The organism is Pedobacter sp. G11 (genome assembly GCF_003860265.1).
Classification (GTDB): domain Bacteria; phylum Bacteroidota; class Bacteroidia; order Sphingobacteriales; family Sphingobacteriaceae; genus Pedobacter; species Pedobacter agri.
This window is the reverse complement of record NZ_CP034190.1, coordinates 1,816,060-1,835,834: the sequence shown is the minus strand read 5'-3', so window position 1 is coordinate 1,835,834 and position 19,775 is coordinate 1,816,060. Positions and strand designations below refer to the sequence as shown.

The 19,775-nt window shown below is 38.8% G+C and carries 14 protein-coding genes; 5 read left to right on the top strand and 9 right to left on the bottom strand.

Annotated features, from left to right (window positions below):
- Positions 1–31: 31 nt before the first annotated feature.
- From EA772_RS08005 to EA772_RS07995, 3 genes are all read right to left on the bottom strand, one after another.
- Positions 32–619, bottom strand: coding sequence for an aminodeoxychorismate/anthranilate synthase component II (locus EA772_RS08005; RefSeq protein WP_124912368.1), 588 nt, complete (start codon positions 617–619; stop codon positions 32–34).
- A gap of 33 nt (positions 620–652) precedes the next feature.
- Positions 653–2,050, bottom strand: a complete 1,398-nt coding sequence (locus EA772_RS08000; protein WP_010599775.1) for an anthranilate synthase component I family protein — start codon at positions 2,048–2,050, stop codon at positions 653–655.
- Positions 2,051–2,433: 383 nt separating this feature from the next.
- On the bottom strand, positions 2,434–2,877 hold the full coding sequence (locus tag EA772_RS07995) for a cytochrome B (RefSeq protein ID WP_124912366.1): 444 nt from the start codon (positions 2,875–2,877) through the stop codon (positions 2,434–2,436).
- Between the two features lie 113 nt (positions 2,878–2,990).
- On the opposite strand from EA772_RS07995, the gene EA772_RS07990 reads away from it, so the two are divergent.
- From EA772_RS07990 to EA772_RS22450, 5 genes are all read left to right on the top strand, one after another.
- Entirely contained in the window at positions 2,991–6,011 is a 3,021-nt protein-coding gene (locus EA772_RS07990; RefSeq protein WP_124912364.1) for an amidohydrolase family protein, read from the top strand.
- 1 nt (position 6,012) lies between these two features.
- Entirely contained in the window at positions 6,013–7,323 is a 1,311-nt protein-coding gene (locus tag EA772_RS07985; RefSeq protein WP_168187501.1) for an amidohydrolase family protein, read from the top strand.
- A gap of 241 nt (positions 7,324–7,564) precedes the next feature.
- Positions 7,565–10,738 (top strand): TonB-dependent receptor, encoded by a 3,174-nt coding sequence (locus tag EA772_RS07980; RefSeq protein WP_124912362.1) that lies wholly within the window; start codon positions 7,565–7,567, stop codon positions 10,736–10,738.
- A 104-nt stretch (positions 10,739–10,842) separates the two neighbouring features.
- Positions 10,843–12,594, top strand: coding sequence for an ABC transporter ATP-binding protein (locus EA772_RS07975; RefSeq protein ID WP_124912360.1), 1,752 nt, complete (start codon positions 10,843–10,845; stop codon positions 12,592–12,594).
- Positions 12,595–12,608: 14 nt separating this feature from the next.
- On the top strand, positions 12,609–12,824 hold the full coding sequence (locus EA772_RS22450; RefSeq protein ID WP_010599770.1) for a PLDc N-terminal domain-containing protein: 216 nt from the start codon (positions 12,609–12,611) through the stop codon (positions 12,822–12,824).
- Positions 12,825–13,246: 422 nt separating this feature from the next.
- Here the strand turns inward: EA772_RS22450 and EA772_RS07965 are convergent, their stop codons facing one another.
- From EA772_RS07965 to EA772_RS07945, 6 genes are all read right to left on the bottom strand, one after another.
- Positions 13,247–14,548, bottom strand: a complete 1,302-nt coding sequence (locus tag EA772_RS07965; RefSeq protein ID WP_124912358.1) for an MFS transporter — start codon at positions 14,546–14,548, stop codon at positions 13,247–13,249.
- Between the two features lie 70 nt (positions 14,549–14,618).
- Positions 14,619–16,724, bottom strand: a complete 2,106-nt coding sequence (recG, locus tag EA772_RS07960; RefSeq protein ID WP_124912356.1) for an ATP-dependent DNA helicase RecG — start codon at positions 16,722–16,724, stop codon at positions 14,619–14,621.
- A gap of 5 nt (positions 16,725–16,729) precedes the next feature.
- On the bottom strand, positions 16,730–17,632 hold the full coding sequence (locus tag EA772_RS07955; protein WP_124912354.1) for an EamA family transporter: 903 nt from the start codon (positions 17,630–17,632) through the stop codon (positions 16,730–16,732).
- A gap of 3 nt (positions 17,633–17,635) precedes the next feature.
- Positions 17,636–18,016 (bottom strand): RidA family protein, encoded by a 381-nt coding sequence (locus EA772_RS07950; RefSeq protein WP_010599766.1) that lies wholly within the window; start codon positions 18,014–18,016, stop codon positions 17,636–17,638.
- Positions 18,017–18,028: 12 nt separating this feature from the next.
- Positions 18,029–18,166 carry a DUF6728 family protein gene (locus tag EA772_RS22445; protein ID WP_010599765.1) on the bottom strand — a complete coding sequence of 46 codons (138 nt, stop codon included), beginning with the start codon at positions 18,164–18,166 and terminating at the stop codon, positions 18,029–18,031.
- A 99-nt stretch (positions 18,167–18,265) separates the two neighbouring features.
- A complete protein-coding gene (locus EA772_RS07945) occupies positions 18,266–19,618 on the bottom strand; it encodes an OmpA family protein (RefSeq protein WP_124912352.1) in 1,353 nt (450 codons plus the stop codon).
- Positions 19,619–19,775: the final 157 nt, after the last annotated feature.

The window sequence follows — 19,775 nt, the reverse complement described above, 5'->3', positions numbered from 1 at the left end:
CAACGTTGCACATCATTCCCCCTTTAGGGGGCTAGGGGGTTGTCAACCAATTCTCCATCATCTGTTTACCATGCTCGGTCAGCACACTTTCAGGATGAAACTGTACCCCGCGAACATCCAGGCTTTCATGTCTCAAAGCCATTATCTCACTTTTGTGATCTCTGGCCGTAATCTTCAAACAAGATGGAAAATTCTCTTTACTCACTACCCAACTGTGGTAACGACCAACATTTATCGTTTGCGGACATTCCCAAAATAGTGGTTCATCGCCATCCACAACGGTAACTGGTGTAGCTATACCATGCATCGGTCTGCCCAGGTTCAATAGTGTTCCGCCAAAAGCTTCGGCAATGGCCTGCTGACCTAAACAAACACCAAAAATACTCTTTGTTGGTGCATAAGTTTTAATCACATCCAATAATAATCCAGCCTCTTCAGGGATACCCGGCCCAGGTGAAAGCAAAATTTTGTCGTATTGCGCTACATCAGCCAGTTCGAATTTATCATTTCTCCAAACCACTGCTTCGTAACCCACCTCGTTAATTAAATGAACCAGGTTATAGGTGAAACTATCGTAGTTATCGATTACTAAAACAGCCTTTTTATCTTTATTTTCCATTGGTTAATTTTCTATTAAAAAATCCATCTTCCATCAAATGCCCTCGGCCATTTCTAAAGCCTTACGTAAGGCAGCAATCTTATTGTTCACTTCCTGCATTTCAGTTTCAGGAACTGAATCCGCCACAATACCCGCACCAGCTCGGTAATGCAGTTCGTTATTTTTACTCATAAACGTCCTGATCATGATGGCATGGTTAAAATCTTCGTTGAAACCCATGAAACCAATTGCGCCGGCATAAAAATTACGTCCCAGCTTTTCATTTTCATCAATTAATTGCATGGCTTTATATTTTGGCGCACCACTCAAGGTGCCTGCCGGATAAGTATCTGCAACCACATTAAAAGCACTTACATTTTCCTGTAAATGACCACTTACTTTACTCACCAAGTGAATCAAATGCGAATAATATTGAACCTCTTTAAATGATTTCACTTCTACACGATTGCAATGACGGCTTAAGTCATTTCTGGCTAAATCTACCAGCATCACATGTTCGGCACTTTCTTTTGGATCTTGCTCTAATTTTTTAGCCTGTTCTGCATCTTCGATATCATTCCCGCTACGCTTAAAGGTTCCGGCAATTGGAAAAATATTGGCCGTATTGTTTTTAATGGTGATTTGTGCTTCAGGTGATGAACCAAAAAGCTTGAAATTTCCATAATCGAAATAGAACAGGTAAGGCGATGGATTAATCGATCTCAAACATCGGTAAACATTAAATTCATCACCAGAGAAAGCCTGTTTAAAGGCTCTTGACGGCACAATTTGAAATACATCACCACGATAAATGTGCTTTTGCAGTTTCTCTACCAGATCCATAAAGCCCTGATCGGTTAGATTCGAAGTTTCTTCCCCCCGAAGCTGGAATTTGTATTCAGGATAATTTTTATTCTGAATCAGGTATTCCATTTTTTCCAATCCCCCCTCCTCTTCTCCCTCAAAGGTATTTTTAAAAAGCGTGATTTCGTTTTTGAAATGATCGATCGCAATGATGTACCGATATAAATGGTATTGCATTTCTGGAATCTCTTCTCCTTCTGGAGTTTCAGAAGTGAATTGAATATCTTCAAAGTGCTGAACCGCATTCCAGGTGAAATAACCAAAAAGCCCGCTTGAAATAAATTTAATTTCAGGCAGTTCAGTTTCTTTAAACTTATCTTTAAAATCTGCGATCTCCTGCATCAGATTTTTGCTTTCTGTAATGCCAACGGTACCATCCGGAAAATATGTTTCTAAACGTTTTCCTTTTAAGATAATTCCCGCAACCGGATCGGCACAAACAAAACTCATTGAATTTTCTCTGCTATGGTAATCTGAACTCTCCAGCAAAATACTGTTTGGATAAACATCACGTAAGCGAAGATAAATACTCACTGGCGTGGTGGTATCGGCAAGTAATTTTTTGTAAGTAGTATTTATTCTGTACATTTTTTTACGGTATTTCCGTCATTGCTTCGTGCCTCGCAGTGACGGGATTTATTATTAAAAATAAAAAGCCCGGCGTGTGGTTCTACGCCGGGCTTTAATGGTTCTTTAAGGTTTAGGTTGATAAAAATATTTTCCTCATACGCAGCCGGCGCAATTCTGTTTTGAATTACTTTGCCAAAGCCATGTATGTATATTGTTGATCATGAGCGACAAAAATATAAAGAATTTTGAATAATGGAAATATTTGTGAAATTTCCTGCAACACGTTCAATCCTAAAAAAAGGGAAATCTGCTTTTAAATCAGATTTCCCTTGTAAATTTTAAAATTTATTAATTAAATCTTTATCGAAACGCTATAAGCGCTACCAATAAATGCTTAATTTTTAAGATATCCCAAAAAATGATCTCCCTGGAACATTTTTTGTCATCACCAAAATAGAAACCACAATCAGCACCAAGGCCAATCCGAAGAAAATAGCAATATTACGATGTTTGTCTACAGCATCTGCAACTCTTTTCGATTTTGCATTACCAACAGTGATTAAAACAATGGCAACAATCATCATCGCGGTATGCTCTGCTTTAAAGTATCTGCCAATCGCATCGCTCATAGGCAATTTAGTAAGCGGACTTAAAAAATAAAGCACTAAGCCAATCAAAAACTGAATATGTGCACTAATTAGTGTAAACACATTTAATTTACGATTACCTTCTGTGTAAGTTTTTTTTCCAAACCAACCCGATAAAGCATTGATAACTGCAATTACTAATAAGATTAATACGATGTAGCGCCATCCAGAGTGCGCAGATTTTAAGATACTATACATTTTTATAAAATATGTTTGTCCAAAAATAGGGATTAATTGTAAAAAATAGGATATTCTGCTCAACCAACGCTAATTTATATTAGTTTTAAACAAAATAAACCCCCAAACTGATCATGAAGAAAATTTTACTCGCTGTTGCGATGGTATTTTCTACTACAATTATGTTTGCACAGCAAACCACCTTCCCTGTAAACGGCTCTTTTGATACGCGGCCAGGAATGTTTGCCTTTACAAATGCGACTATAGTAGTAAATGCCAACCAAACCTTAACAAATGCTACACTTTTAATCAAAGGACAAACCATCCAGGCAGTTGGCGCTGGTGTTGCTGTACCTAAGGGTTATGTGGTTGTAGATTTGAAAGGAAAATTTATTTATCCCTCATTGGTTGATGCTTTTTCGAATTACGGAATTGCTGAAGCACCCGCCCAGGCCCGGGGCTTTGGCGGACAACGTCAATCTATTTTTGTTTCTACCAAGAAAGGTGCTTATGGCTGGAACGAAGCCATCAGACCTGAAACTTATGTGAAAAATATTTTTTCAGTAGATACCAAAAAAGCTGATGAATTGCGTAAGGTTGGTTTTGGAAGCGTGAATGTAATCAGTCGCGATGGCATTGCCCGTGGTGTTTCTGCAGCGGTAACGCTGAACGAAGGCGCTGATAATGCAGTGATTCTGAAAGATCAAACTGCAGCAAATTACTCTTTCAACAAAGGAACTTCATCGAATGATTATCCTACTTCTTTAATGGGATCAATTGCTTTGTTGCGCCAAACTTATTACGATGCGCAATGGTATGGCAAACAAAAAGAGGAATACAACATTTCATTAGATGAATTTGGGAAACAACAAACCATTCCTCAAATTTTTGAAGTTGATGGATGGCAGAATGTACTTCGTGCTGATAAAATTGGAAAAGAATTTGGCAAGAAATTCATCATTAAATCTGGTGGCGATGAATATCAACGCATTAACGAAATCAAGGCAACTGGTGCAAGTTTGATCGTTCCGATATCTTTTCCAAAAGCATATGATGTAGAAGACCCTGCGGAAGCCAGAAATGTAACCTTATCACAAATGAAAGGTTGGGAATTGGCTCCAACCAATCCGGCAGCTTTAGAAAAGGCAGGTGTTAATTTTGCACTTACTGCCTTTGGTTTAGAAAACAGCCGTGATTTCTGGACGAATATCCGCACCGCGATTGAAAACGGTTTAACTGAGAAACAAGCTTTATTAGCGGTAACTACAATTCCTGCCAATTTATTGGGCATTGGAGATAAAGTTGGTTCACTGGAAAAAGGCAAAGTGGCTAATTTTTTAATTTCATCGGACAACTTATTCAAAAACGGCAATATTATTTTCGAAAACTGGGTACAGGGAAAACGCTTCATCGTTAATAAAATTGATGTGAGCGATATTCGTGGAACTTATAACCTCAATGTGGATGGCGCTGGCGCTTTAACTCTTAAAATCACCGGAACAGGTGGCGGCTCAACCGCTGCAATTGAAAGAACTGGTGTAGATAGCGTTAAAACCTCGGCTACTTTCACCAGAAGCGGCGACTGGGTAAGCATCAATTTCAATCTGAAGAAAAATCCGAAAGGCGATGTGCGTTTAAGCGGATACATTACTTCTGCCAACCCGATAACCATTAAAGGTGAATCTGCTTTGGCAGATGGATCTACAGGGAAATTTACCGCAACTTTTAAAGAGGCTGCGAAAGAAATGCCTAAAAAAGATGAGCCAAAGCCATCATTAGCGGTGGGTTCGTTAATTTATCCATTCACTGCTTTTGGTGCAACAGAATTACCAAAAGTGGAAACTGTTTTAATCAAAAACGGTACGGTTTGGACGAATGAAAAAGATGGCGTACTTCAAAATGCAGATGTACTATTAGAGAACGGAAAAATTAAAGCTGTAGGGAAAAACCTCTCTGCAGGTGGCGCAAAAGTGATTGATGCCACAGGCAAACACATCACTGCAGGTATTATCGATGAACATTCGCATATTGCTGGCGCTGGTGGTATTAATGAAGGCGCCCAATCTGTTTCTGCAGAAGTTCGCATTGCCGATATCATCAATTCGGAAGATGTAAATATTTACCGCCAATTGGCTGGTGGTGTGACCACTTCTCATATTTTACACGGTTCCGCGAATCCGGTTGGAGGTCAGTCGCAACTGATTAAACTTCGATGGGGTAAATCACCGGAGGAATTAAAGTTTGCTGGCGCTGATGGATTCATCAAATTTGCACTAGGAGAAAATGTGAAGCAAAGTAATTTTGGTACGGGCGCCCGTTTCCCGGTAACCCGTATGGGCGTTGAGCAAACTTTTGTGGATGAATTTACCCGTGCGAAAGAATATGAAAAAGCAATGAAAGTAAAAGGCAACAGCGTTCGCAGAGATTTGGAATTGGATGCGATCGTTGAAATCCTGAACAACAAACGTTTCATTACTTGCCACTCTTACGTACAAAGCGAAATCAATATGTTAATTCATGTTGCTGATAGCCTTGGTTTTAAAATCAATACTTTCACACACATTTTAGAAGGCTATAAAGTGGCTGATAAAATGAAAGCACATGGTATTGCGGGTTCTACTTTCTCAGATTGGTGGGCTTACAAAAATGAGGTTGCTGAGGCCATTCCTTACAATGGAAAAATTATGCACAATGTTGGCGTAACCACTGCTTTCAACTCTGATGATGCAGAAATGGCTCGTCACCTGAACCAGGAAGCTGGCAAATCAGTGCTTTATGGCAATGTTCCGGAAGAAGATGCTTTGAAATTTGTGACTTTGAATCCTGCACGTATGCTTCACATTGACGATAAGGTTGGGAGTTTAAAACCTGGAAAAGATGCCGATGTAGTGATCTGGACTGCTAATCCACTTTCAATTTACGCAAAAGCAGAGAAAACATTTGTTGACGGTATTGCTTACTGGGATATTGAAAAAGATGCGCAGGTAATTAAAGCACAGCAAGCTGAAAAAGCCCGTTTGATCCAAAAAATGTTAGAAAGTAAAAGTAAAGGTGGCAGAATGCAACGCCCAATGGGAGATGCACCACGCTTGTACAATTGCGAAACTTTAGAAAATTATTCAGCAGAATTAACCGAGAAAGAACATGCACACTAACATGAAAACATATTTAATGAGTCTGGCTTTTTCGGCAACAAGCCTGATGTGTTTTGCCCAGGCAAACATTTCGCCAGCTAAAAAACAAACTAAAACCATCGCCATTACGGGTGCAACCGTGCACGTGGGCAACGGAACAGTGATTGAAAATGGCACCATTCTTTTCAGCAACGGAAAAATTATTTCGGTTACTGCAAACGGACAGGTGCCACAAGATGATGTAAACAGAATTGTTGCCACAGGAAAACACGTTTATCCGGGTTTTATCGCAGCTACAACCAATTTAGGTTTAACAGAAATTGAGGCGGTAAAAGCAACTTTGGATTTTCAGGAAATTGGTGATTTCAACTCGCACATCCGCTCTATTGTAGCTTACAACACCGATTCGAAAGTTCCGGCAACGTTACGTAGCAATGGCGTATTAATGGCGCAGCCCACTCCACAGGGTGGAACAGTATCTGGAAGTTCATCAGTAGTTCAACTGGATGCCTGGAACTGGGAAGATGCAGCCATAAAAACTGATGACGCCATGCACATGAGCTGGCCGGTAACACCACGTTTCAGAGGCGGGTTCGGTGGCTTCGGCAGACCGCAAATGTCACCTGAAGCATTAACTGAAAGAACGCAAGCTGCAATTGCGCAGTTAACCTCTTTCTTCGCAGAAGCAAAAGCCTATTCAGAAATGGGCAAACCTGAGGTAATCAATAATCGCTTTGATGCCATGAAAAAAGTTTTCTCTGGCGAGGAAAAGTTATTTATCACAGCTGATAGTCAAAAAGATATTGTTGCTGCTGTAAACTTCGCCAAGAAATTCGGCATCACACCCGTAATCACCGGCGCTGATGAAGCTTATTTAATAGTCGATTTCTTAAAAGAAAATAATATCAGTTTGGTGGTAAAACAACCTCACGCCTTGCCAAACAACAATGATGATGATGTAAATATGCCGTATAAAAATGCAGCTGTTTTGGCTAATGCAGGTTTAAATGTAGTATTAAGCATCGATGGTTACTGGCAACAACGGAACCTGCCTTTTATGGCTGGAACAGTTACCGCTTGGGGTTTGGATAAAGAAAAAGCATTATCTACCATTACCCTTAATGCCGCAAAAGTTATGGGCGTTGATAAAATTACAGGAAGCATTGAAACAGGAAAAGATGCTACTTTCTTTATTTCTGCCGGAGATGCTTTAGACATGAGAACCAACAAAGTGGAACAGGCATTTATTCAGGGAAGAGATATCAACCTGGATAATTTGCATAAACAATTGGATAAGAAGTTCAGCAATAAGTATACAGCTGATAAAAAGTAGGTTCACAATAAGTTAACAGGAACGGCCAATATTAATTTATTGGCCGTTTTTTATTTTAACATCAATCCCTAAATCAAACAATTTATAAATCATTTGATAACATAAAATCGAATTTAGCTTAACACTACAACTACAATTTTGCATCATAAAAATCAGAACTAATCATGATGAAACCTGCATGCGCATCAAACAATATTCTGCGAGCTTATGCAAGCTTCATAACCTATTAAAAAATCAAACAATGATGAAAAATTTACTAGTTGCAGTGATGCTACTATTGTCTTTTGCTACCCATTCTGCAATTGCACAAACCACGCAAGCATCCATATCCGGTGTTGTAACTGATGAACAAAAGAAACCGATTCCTGGAGTTTCCGTTCAAATTAAAAACAATTCAACTGGTTTTACCACCAGAACATCTACCAATGCGCAAGGCGAATACACTTTTAAAGAACTTCCATTAGGTGGTCCATATACAGTAAAAGCCATTTACATTGGTTATGCTGAACAAAATAGAACTGGTTTTATGCTAAACCAGGGTGATGCTGTAAAAATCGCCATCAACATGCAAGAAACTTCTCAGAACCTGGGTGGCGTTGAGGTTAATGGTTCTGCCCTAAGAAATAAGGCACAACAGTTTGGCGCTTCAACAGAGATCTCATCAAAAACAATGAATCTATTGCCAGTAAACGGACGTAACTTTTCTAGTTTGACGGATCTATCGCCTTTGGCTGGTCCAGGTGGTATTTCCGGACAGTTGGGTTCATCTACCAACTTTACCATTGATGGTATGACTGCAAAAAACCCAACTTCATCTGGAAGTACAACCAGCCGAAGCGGTGCACCCTACTCTATCTCAATTGAAAGTGTTCGTGAATTTAAAGTAGTAACCAACCAATACGATGTGAGTTTAGGCCGCTCCGGAGGCGGTACAATCAGTGCAGTAACGAAATCAGGAACAAACGAAACTACAGGTAGTGCGTTTGCATACAACAGAGCAGATTTTTTAGCCAGTAGTTACGATATCAGAGGTAACAAAAGAGTAAACGATTTCTCTACTTATCAATATGGATTTAGTTTAGGTGGACCAATCATTAAAGATAAATTACATTATTTTGCTGCCTGGGATCATCAAAGAGATTCTCGCCCTTTACTAATTGCAGATATTAATTCAGAAGCAGACGAAGCCCGATTTAATATCACAAACAACACCTTAAACAACTTTTTAGCTGTTGCCAGAAACAAATATGGTGTGGCTAACTCCCCACAATTTGGATCTTTTTCTAAAAAAAGAGGTACAGATGCAGGCTTTCTTCGTTTAGATTGGCAAATTGATGAGAAAAATTTATTAACCGTTAGGGACAATTATACCAACGACAGAAATCCATTAGGATTAGCAGATAATACCGGAATTAACTTTTACGAAAGTTACGGTAATGATAAAAATGTTGATAATAGCTTATTGGCCACCTTACGTTCGACCATTAGCAGCAAGGTTACCAATGAATTAAAATTACAACATTTGTATACCTACCAGGCCAGCACGCAAAATGATGAATTAGGTTTTGCCATCCCCAGAGCTGTCGTTTCTAACTTAGAATCGATCACTCCTAGTGGCAGTCGGTTCGCTGCAGTTCAAATTGGTGGACATCGGTTCGGACAGGAGGGTTTTACCAATAACGTTCTGCAATTGGTAGATAATTTTTACTATAACACAGATAAGATCAAATATACTTTTGGTGTAGACATCATGTACACCCATGCAAAATCCTTGTATGGTAGTGAAGTTAATGGTCGATTTACATTTAACCGATCGGGTACAGGAGCAACTGCGCAAACAGCCTTACAAAACTTCGATAATTTAATTCCCATCAGCTATTACAGAGAAGTTCCTTTAGTTGATGACCCAACCGTAATTGGCAAGCTATGGAATACAGCAATTTATGGTCAAATGCAAACCAAATTGGGTAAAGGCTTAGATTTTACTGGTGGTTTACGCTTAGATTATAGCAAATATCCAACTTCGCCACTTAACCAACAACTGTTTGATGCCATTGGTGTAAGAACAGATCACAAATTAAAGCAGTTTTTAATTCAACCTCGTATTCAGTTTAACTGGGACGTGAATGAAAAACATACCGACTATGTTCGCTTAGGTGCCGGAATTTTCGGATCGGATGTGAACAATTATGTAACCATTAATAACCTAACGTTTGATGGTAAACACTTCGCTACAGTTGACGTTACTGGAACCGGCGTGCCTACTCCAAACTTTATTGGTTACAGAAATGGAACTGCAACAGCACCAACTTTACCAGGATTACAAATCCCTACCATCAATACTTACGCGGAGGACGCTAAAATACCAGTAGTTTACAAAGCCAACTTATCGTATAATAAATTAATAAATGATAAAATAAGAATAGGTATTACGGGTTACGCTACATTAGCACGTAATAACTATATGTATGTGGATAGAAATATGGTTGCCAATCCATTCTTCACATTATCAAATGAAGGGAATAGAGGTGTGTATGTACCTGCGAATACAATTATTGCTGGTAATGGTACTACTGATTGGAAAACAGGCCGCTTAACCAATGCATTCGGTAGGGTGTTAGAAATGAACAGTAAAGGTAAAGTAAATCAATTTGCCGTTGTTGTAGATGGTACCTGGAAATACTTTAAAGATGGAGAAATTTCAGCAAGCTTTACCTGGAATGATGCAAAAGACAATACGTCTTTCAATGGTAATGTAGCCAACTCAGCTACCCTATCACTACCAGTGGTAGATGACCCAAGGAACTTAAGCAATATGACTTATTCAAATGGTCAATTCAGAAACAAAGTGGTAGTTTATGGAACACTACCATCATTCTATGGCATTAAGGCAGGTATCCGCTATTCGGGAATCGGTGGCACGAGATATAGTTTATTATCTGGTGGAAATACCAATGGTGATTTTGTAGCCACTAACGATTTGGCGTATATTTTCAATACATCGAATACAAGTGTACCAGCGGCACTTAGAACTGCCTTACAAACATTATTGGCAAATGGCGACGCAAGCCAAAGCTTAAAAGATTATATCACAAAATACGAAGGTACTTTTGCGGAACGTAATGGAGGTATCAATGGCTTTTATGGTACGTTCGATTTAAGATTAGCCTACCAGTTTAAATTTGGCTCAAACAAGAAACAAAGCCTGGAAATTTCGGGCGACTTATTTAACGTAGCCAACTTGTTTAAGAAAACCTGGGGTACATCAGAAACTTTAGGTACGCAAGCACTTTATGCGGTTACTGGTTTTGATCCTGCAAGTTCGAACTATAACTACCGTTTAAATAACACAGGTGTTGTCATTCCAACAGGTAACCCATGGCAGGCACAAATTGGCTTGAGATACGGATTTTAGTCATCGCAAGATAGGCTGTATCTTTCCGAAAAGTCATAAAAAAAGGGAATGGGTTTTTATCCATTCCCTTTTTTTATGTTTGCATTACAAACAACAAAACTTTAATGGGATTATTATTAGACTACCTGAAAAACCACAAGTGGATTGTGGTTCTGGCGTTATTGCTTGCAGGTTTAAATATTGGCTTTTCACTTTTAGATCCATATATCACCGGCAGGATTTTAGATCGTTTTATTAACCAAAAAGATAAATTAACCTATAGCCAATACCTTTGGGGCTCTTTAGGATTAATCGGACTAGCCATTGGCGCAGCAATGATTTCGCGTGTGGCCAAGAATTTCCAGGATTATTTTACCAGTGTTATCGTTCAAAAAGTGGGCGCTAAAATGTATGCCGATGGTTTGCAGCATTCTTTAAAATTACCTTATCAGGTTTTTGAAGATCAACGCAGTGGTGAAACTTTGGGCATCTTGCAAAAGGTACGTTTAGATTCTGAAAAATTTATCACCTCTTTCATCAGTATCTTATTTGTGAGTTTGATTGGGATGATTTTCGTTATCGTGTACTCGGTTTCCATCAGTTATAAAGTCACATTGGTTTATTTTACAGCCATCCCAATCATCAGTTTTGTAAGCTGGTTTTTAAGCCGTAAAATCAAAGCCATTCAACGCTCTATTGTTGGCGAAACCACTGCTTTAGCGGGTTCCACTACAGAATCTTTGCGGAACATTGAGCTGGTAAAAAGTTTGGGTTTGGCCGATCAGGAAATTGAACGTTTGAACAAAACCACCTACAAAATTTTAGGCCTGGAATTGAAGAAAGTGAAATATGTGAGAAGCATGAGCTTTGTTCAGGGAACCACTGTAAATTTGGTGCGAAGCACGATGATCTTAGTTTTGTTGCTGCTTATTTTCGATAACGACATTACTGCAGGTCAGTATTTAACTTTCCTTTTTTACTCATTCTTCCTATTCGGTCCGTTGCAGGAATTGGGAAACGTAATTTTGGCCTGGCGTGAGGCAGAAGTTTCTTTAGGCAATTTTAAAAAGATTTTGAGTACGCCAATTGATAAGAAACCAGTAAACCCGATCTCTATTCAGAAGATAAAAGATTTAACTTTTAGTAATGTTGGTTTTAAACACCAAACTGCGAACAGAAACGCATTGGAAAACATTTCATTTAAAACGCAGAGCGGACAAACCATCGCATTTGTTGGTCCATCAGGGGCAGGAAAATCTACCCTGGTAAAATTATTGGTGGGTCTTTATCCAGCTAAGGAAGGTAAAATTTTATACAACGGCACACCAAGTGATGATATTGATTTAGATGCTTTGCGTGAGAAAATTGGTTTTGTAACGCAAGATACTCAGCTATTTTCCGGAACAATCAGAGAGAACTTACTTTTTGTAAATCCAACCGCAACTGATGATGAGTGTTATAAAGTATTAAATCAAGCTGCATGTCAAACCCTATTAGCCAGAGCAGATAAAGGTTTAGATTCGTTGATTGGCGAAGGCGGTGTTAAAGTTTCCGGAGGTGAAAAGCAACGCTTATCAATCGCCAGAGCATTACTTCGTCAGCCAGATATATTGGTTTTCGATGAGGCCACTTCCTCATTGGATTCGATTACCGAAGAAGAGATCACGAAAACCATTCGTTCTGTTTCCAATCTTACCGACCATATGACGATTTTAATTGCCCACCGTTTATCGACCATTAAACATGCCGACGTAATTTACGTGTTGGAAAAAGGCCGCATTATCGAGCAAGGATCACATGAAGCCTTAATCGCTCAAAATGGATTATACCAAGCCATGTGGCGTCAACAAATTGGCGAAAGAATTGTTGAGGTATAATAAAACTTCATCCTATGTTAGTAGCACAAATTGAAAGCAACGAAATCGGTATAATTATTATAATCGGTGCCATCCTTTGGCTGGCACTAATTTTAACTGCGCTTTATCATATATCAAGGAACAAAACCATGCTTTTCCCCGTAAAAGCATTATGGTTTATCATCATATTACTTGCGCCTTTTTTAGGCTCAATAATTTACTTGATCTGGGGGAAGAACAGAAAATTTTGATCTAGTGATCAGCTACAAAATAAGGATTTGGAAAGCAAGTTCAGTTCTCTTTGGTTGGTTTTTGTCCCGCTGTGCCATCGGATTTAGTTTGCAAAGTCATTCGCTTTTTTGATCGTATTGCCAACGTAAAATAAAGTGCTCTAGGCTTTCTAAGCTTGCGCTCGTTTGTAACGAGCGCACCAATAACTTAACGATTCCATCGTTTATCAGCAGAATAGTTTCCTAAATAAACCTGACTGAACGGAAATACTTTTAAAATAGCAGTAGCCTTGAATAAGCTTTCATGCTGAGGCACGAAGCATCTGCAACCGATGAAACAAAATGCTTCGTGCCTCAGCATGACAGTTGTTTTTAAAAGATTGGAGGAAAGGCAGGAACAAACTTAAATATAAGCAGCAGTTGGCTTTCCAATAAATTCTGCTCTAAGCTTTCGCGGTTTGTTCGTTTATATCCTGCAAGCTTAACTTTGTTAATGATTTTGTCTTTAGCCAAGTAATTCCTGCGATGGCAATGGTCATACTGCCGCCAAAAACAACTGCAGGTACCAGCCTCATATATTTCGCCGTTAAGCCTGATTCAAATTCGCCAATTTCGTTAGATGAGCCGATGAACATACTGTTTACAGCCGATACACGACCACGCATGTGATCTGGCGTAAGCAGCTGCATAATGGTTTGCCGGATGATCACGCTTACACTATCAAACGACCCCTCAAGAAATAGAAAGAAAAGGGTGAGGTAGAAGTTTCTGGAAAGTCCGTAGCAAATGATGCTTAAACCAAATCCTGTAACAGCAATTAACAGGTTTCGCCACGGTTTTCCCATTGGAGAAAATCTGGTCATTAAGAGCATGGTTATGACTGCACCAGAAGATGCCGCACCCCGCATCATGCCCAATCCGAAAGACCCTAAATGGAATACATCTTTTGCAAAAATTGGAAGCAAGGCTACAGCACCGCCAAAAAACACAGAAAACAAATCCAAACTCATGGCCCAAACCATCATTTTGGTTTTGAATACAAACTGAATTCCCTCCTTTAAACTGTGAAAGATATTTTGCGTGGGCGCAAATGTTGCTGGGTGTTTTTTAAATGTGAAGATGCAGATTAGGGATACCGATACTAAAAATACAATTACACTATAAGCTGCAGTAATTCCCCAAAGCCAGTTGATCAACCCTCCTAAAAGCGGACCAATAATGGTAGCCAATTGCCAGCTACTGCTGTTCCAGGTACTTGAATTAGGATAAAGTTCTTTAGGAATAATATTGGCCATTAACGAAAAGGTAGCAGGTCCGAAAAAACCTCTCGCTAAACCGATACAAAAAACCAAACCATACATAATTAGCACGATGAGATCTTCTTTCAAATGGAGGTATTTACTGGTAATGATGAGCATCAGCACCGAAGCCAGCCAAACGCCAGAGAAAATCTTAATCAGCAAACCACGCTTTTCGCTTTTATCGGCAATGTAACCGCCGTAAAGCGCAATACCAATTGCAGGAATGGCCTCACATAAACCAACCAGACCAAGCTTTAATGGATCATGCGTTAGCTCATAAATATGATAACCGATTACCACAGCCTGCATTTGGTAAGCAAGTGTGAAAAAGAAACGCATGCCTAAAAACGACCTAAATTCTTTAAAGCGAAGCGCTGCAAAAGGATCTTGTTTAACAATTACGGGGTTGGAGTCTGAATCTGCCACTGGAAAATATTTTTGCAAAACTAAGGTTTGAAAAATGAAAACCGCAATTGAATTAAATTCGCATGAGAAACGTTACCTGGGAATGATATTAAGAGATCTTATCGAAAGAAATTCCACGCTCCATTTTTTGGAGATGTGCCTTTAGAATGGCATTTTCTGGCTTCTCCAGTTGTGGATCTTCAGAAAAAATCTCGATAACGGTATTCCTCGCCTCTGATAAAATAACTTGATCTTTTGCCAAATCTGCCAGCTTTAAATCCAGCACACCACTTTGCTGTGTTCCAGTAATATCGCCTGGACCACGAAGCTGTAAATCAATTTCTGATATTTCGAAACCGTTGTTGGTACGTACCATAGTTTCTAAACGTACTTTACCTTCTTTACTAAGTTTATTTCCACTCATTAAAATGCAAAAAGATTGTTCTGCACCCCTACCCACTCGTCCACGTAATTGGTGCAATTGGGAAAGTCCGAAACGTTCGGAGTTTTCAATGACCATAACGGAAGCGTTTGGAACATTAACACCAACCTCAATAACCGTTGTGGCAACCATAATCTGTGTTTTCCCTTCAATAAACTGTTGCATTTCAAACTGCTTATCGGCGTTTGGCATTTGTCCGTGTACAATGCTGATCTGATAATCAGGGCGAGGAAATTGATAACTTAATTGCTCTACTCCCGCTTCCAAATGCAAGAGATCGAGTTTTTCACTTTCTTTAATCAGCGGATAAACGATGTAAACCTGTCGGCCTTTAGCAATCTCCTGTTTCATAAAACCGAACATGCGGAGCCGCTGACCTTCAAATAAATGCCGGGTTTCAATCGGTTTTCTTCCTGCAGGCAATTCATCAATAATCGAAACATCCAAATCGCCGTATAAAGTCATGGCCAGGGTTCGTGGAATAGGTGTTGCTGTCATCACTAAAATGTGTGGCGGGATGATGTTCTTGCGCCAAAGTTTTGCCCTTTGTTCTACCCCAAACCGATGCTGCTCATCAATCACCACCAGGCCTAGGTTTTTGAACTTTACTTTATCTTCAATGAGTGCGTGAGTACCAATCAAAATATCAATTTCACCGTTTTCCAGCTGCTCATGCAAAATGGTTCTTTCTTTCTTTTTGGTATTTCCGGTAAGAATCGCCACTTTAACCAAATCATCGGTTACCAATTCCGTAATGGAAGCATAATGTTGCCGGGCTAGAATTTCCGTTGGAGCCATCATACAAGCTTGGTAGCCGTTATCATTTGCTAAAAGCATACTCATGAGTGCCACGGCGGTTTTACCGCTTCCTACGTCGCCCTGCACAAGCCGATTCATTTGAACACCCCGTTGGGTATCGATCCTGATTTCTTTAACAACGCGTTTTTGTGCATTGGTTAGTTCAAAAGGCAAAAACTCTTTGTAAAAACGGTTTACTTTCTCTCCAACTTTATCAAACCTGGCCCCTTTAAATTTTAATTGCCTTAACTGTTTATTGTGAAGCAACTGCAACTGAATGTAAAAAAGCTCTTCAAACTTGAGCCTACGCTGAGCGGCATTTAAATCTTTTTCATTTTTTGGGAAATGAATATTTAAAAGCGCCATCCTCTTGTCTGGCAGCTGATATTTATCGACAATATATTGTGGCAAATTATCAGCAACCTGTGGAATTACCTGATCTAATAAACCGGCAATCAGTCGCTGAATTCCTTTGGAATCAAGCGTAAATTTTTTGAGCTTTTCTGTGGAACTATAGATAGGTTGCAGGGTTAAGTTTCCACGACCAACAGATCTGTTTTGATACAACTCCATTTCCGGATGTGAAATACTAAAGGTGCCATTAAAAAGCGTTGGTTTTCCAAATGCCACATAGGCTGTTCCGACAGTAATATGGTCTTCAACCCATTTCAGACTTTGAAACCAAACCAATTCCATGATACCCGTTTCATCTTTAAAAACAGCTACAATGCGTTTTGTTCTTTTATCGCCAATTACCTTTTTACTAATCACACGACCAATAATCTGGATATATTGTGAATCGGGGTGGATCTGATTAATCTTGAAATACTTTGTACGGTCAATGTAGCGGAAGGGATAATGCGCCAGCATATCTTGAAAGGTAAAAAGACTTAAATCTTTTTTCAAAACATCTGCACGACTTGGCCCTACGCCTTTTATAAACTCGATAGGGGTATCTAGAATCGACTGGTACAAATTCTTTATGCTTTCTTGTAAACAATGCGCTGTAGCAATTGCGCATTAAAAATAACGATAGACAACAGTAAAAGCAAATAGGCAAAAAGCTGATGCACATCTATCTCTTCTTTGAAATAGAAAAATGCAACGGTAAAAGCTACTATAGGATTTAAATAGATTAAGATACCGAGTGCAGATGATGGCATTCCCAGTAAAGCATAAGCATTTAAAAACAGGGGAATAATGGTAAAAACAATTGCAATTAAGAAAATATGTATCCAAAAGAATGAATCAGTAGGAAAAACATTCGAGTTACTTAAGTAGGTAGGCAGCATCATCAAGCCTGATAATATAAGCTGAATGCCTAAAAAATTAAACTTATCAATATCCTTAATAACCTTTAACACGATAACATAAACCGCATAAAAAGCAGCAATTAGAATTGCCCATAACACTTCCTGCAACGAACCCGTGGCAAGAAGTACAATGCTTACAAATGCCACAACAAGTGCAGCAACTTTGGCTTTTGTTAACTGTTCTTTCAAGATGATAAAACCGCATAGTGCCGTTAATAACGGGCAAACCATATACGCAAAGGCCGCAGCTTTTAAGCTTACACTATTTACAGCATAGATATAAGTAAACCAATTCCCAGTAATTAAAATCGCAGATAATATGGTTAGCGCTAAAAGCTTAACCTTTTTACTGGGCGTTAACGCTTTAAAGAATTCAATATCTTTGTTAAGCGCTGATCTTCTAAAGAGTAGAATAATGCCCCAAACCACAACAATGGATACAAATATTCGATAATACAATATCTCCTGTGGAGGAAATCCTTTAATGTTTCGCAAAGGAATTGACATTGTACCCCAAATGATATACGGGATAATGCCGGCGAGGAAATATTTACTCTTGCTGCTCGCCAAAATTTATGCTACAATGGCAATAACAGAAATTTCTACATTTACATTTTTTGGTAATACAGATACCTGCACCGTTTCGCGAGCAGGAAAATTTGCGGTAAAATATTGCCCGTAAATTTCATTTACTTGCCCAAAAGTACCCATATCACTCAAAAAAATAGTTGACTTCACAACGTGATCAAACGTTAAACCAGCTTCCAATAATACTGCTTTGAGGTTTCGCATTACCTGATGGGTTTCTTCTTCTATATTGATCAGATTAAGCTCTCCATTTTCAGGGTTGATTGCTACCTGGCCTGATACGAATAAAAAGTTACCTGCTTGTACAGCCTGGCTATATGGTCCAATTGGAGCTGGAGCATTTGTTGTGGTGATGATTTGTTTCATAATAAAAAGTAATTATTTAGCAAGCCATTGAATAAGCTTGTAGAGGATACCTGCCAGAAAAACTGTTATTGCCAATGCATTAATGAAATGCATAATCTTAATATTGATATTATCTGGCCTGTTAGGATCTTTTTTCCTGAAGAAGTACATGCTACAAACTTAATTAAAAAGGTTAATTCAGAAAATTAAAAGGCATAAAAAAAGTCCCGATTTGCATCGGGACTTTTTTTTAAACTTTATATTGAAATACTAGTTTCTAGCAGTTTCAACACGACGGTTTTGGATACGACCTTCTTCAGTATCGTTAGAAGCAATTGGGTTAGCTTCACCTAAACCTTTAGTAGCAACTTGACTAGCGTTAACACCAGAGTTTACTAAGTAAGTTTTAACAGAATTTGCTCTGTCTTTAGATAATTTCAAGTTATATGCAGCAGTACCTTCGCTTGAAGCGTAACCGTTTACAGTTACTTTACCACCGTTTTCACGTAACACTGAAGATAATTTATCTAAAGTTGGATAAGATTCAGTTTTTAATACTGATGAGTTGAAATCGAAACCGATTTTTTCGAAACCAGTTACGTTTGATGAATCAGCAGCAGCAGTGAATTTAGGAAGTGGACATCCTGAACCATCAACAGCAGTACCTGCAGGAGTTCCTGGGCATTTGTCGAATTGATCAGCAACACCATCACCATCAGTATCTTTTTTCAAATCTTCAACAGATTTTTCTACGTTAGATACACGGTTTTTCAATGCTTCAACTTCTTGACGTAAAGTTGGATCTTTTAACTCATCGTACATTGTAGCTAATGGGTTAGACCACTCTAAGCTTGGTTTTGCAGAAGAACCTAAAGAGAATTCTAAACCAGCGTAACCGTAAGAGAATTTATCTTTAGTAGTACCTTTAGCATAAACTCCATCAAAGTTATCAGCATCAACAAAGTTCATAGTATAACCTAAGTTAAAGTTAACACGCTCAGAAACTTTGAATTTAACACCAGCACCAACTGGGATATAGAAACCTTTTACGTAATCTTTTGGAGAATCGTGTCTGTCATCAGCAGGGCCTACAGATTTACCTTTCCAGTCAACAACAGTTCCATTAGTATAAGTTACTTTTGGAGCATAAGCTAAATAACCAGCACCGGCAGTTAAGAAGAAACCTACTGAGTTCTCACGACGTAAGAAATCGATAGAACCTAAATTAACAACACCACGTAAATCTACAGCATATTGTAATTCAGTTTCAAACTCTCTAACAGTTGAAGTTGGAGAAAGAACAGAATTGTTTGTTCCTGAAACTTTACCACGAACACCAGCTAATTCTAAAGCGAAAGAGTGACCTAATTGTTTACGGATATTTAAACCGTAACCTAAGTTCACATCCCATTTGTCAAAATCATTAGTACCACCAATAGCAATAACAGGAGCTAACACACCAGCATTAACACCAATTGACCAGGTTCTGTACTGTCCTCTTCCACCAAATACCTTGGTTGAAGAAGTTGTTGCAGGAGCATCTTGAGCGACAGCAAGAGTAGCAACTCCTGTTAATGCCACTAAAGAAAGCGCAACACTTTTCTTTAAAGTAGAATAATTCATAATCTTTTTTTCTTTTTAAGGGTAAACAATCTAATTGATTAATTTTTTAGTAATGGCAAAATTAAACAAAATTTTAAATTTTCAAACTTTTATACAAACTCTGTTCCAAACTTCTCTGTGATTAATGATTTTCTTACATTTGGCCATCACCTTGTTA

Bases quoted from the DNA above. Each gene is read 5' to 3' on its own strand.
- EA772_RS07995 (WP_124912366.1), bottom strand. From the start codon at position 2,877: ATGTATAGTATCTTAAAATCTGCGCACTCTGGATGGCGCTACATCGTA.
- EA772_RS07980 (WP_124912362.1), top strand. From the start codon at position 7,565: ATGATGAAAAATTTACTAGTTGCAGTGATGCTACTATTGTCTTTTGCT.
- EA772_RS07945 (WP_124912352.1), bottom strand. From the start codon at position 19,618: ATGAATTATTCTACTTTAAAGAAAAGTGTTGCGCTTTCTTTAGTGGCA.
- EA772_RS08005 (WP_124912368.1), bottom strand. From the start codon at position 619: ATGGAAAATAAAGATAAAAAGGCTGTTTTAGTAATCGATAACTACGAT.
- EA772_RS22450 (WP_010599770.1), top strand. From the start codon at position 12,609: ATGTTAGTAGCACAAATTGAAAGCAACGAAATCGGTATAATTATTATA.
- EA772_RS07950 (WP_010599766.1), bottom strand. From the start codon at position 18,016: ATGAAACAAATCATCACCACAACAAATGCTCCAGCTCCAATTGGACCA.
- EA772_RS07975 (WP_124912360.1), top strand. From the start codon at position 10,843: ATGGGATTATTATTAGACTACCTGAAAAACCACAAGTGGATTGTGGTT.
- EA772_RS08000 (WP_010599775.1), bottom strand. From the start codon at position 2,050: ATGTACAGAATAAATACTACTTACAAAAAATTACTTGCCGATACCACC.
- EA772_RS07990 (WP_124912364.1), top strand. From the start codon at position 2,991: ATGAAGAAAATTTTACTCGCTGTTGCGATGGTATTTTCTACTACAATT.
- EA772_RS07985 (WP_168187501.1), top strand. From the start codon at position 6,013: ATGAAAACATATTTAATGAGTCTGGCTTTTTCGGCAACAAGCCTGATG.
- EA772_RS22445 (WP_010599765.1), bottom strand. From the start codon at position 18,166: ATGTACTTCTTCAGGAAAAAAGATCCTAACAGGCCAGATAATATCAAT.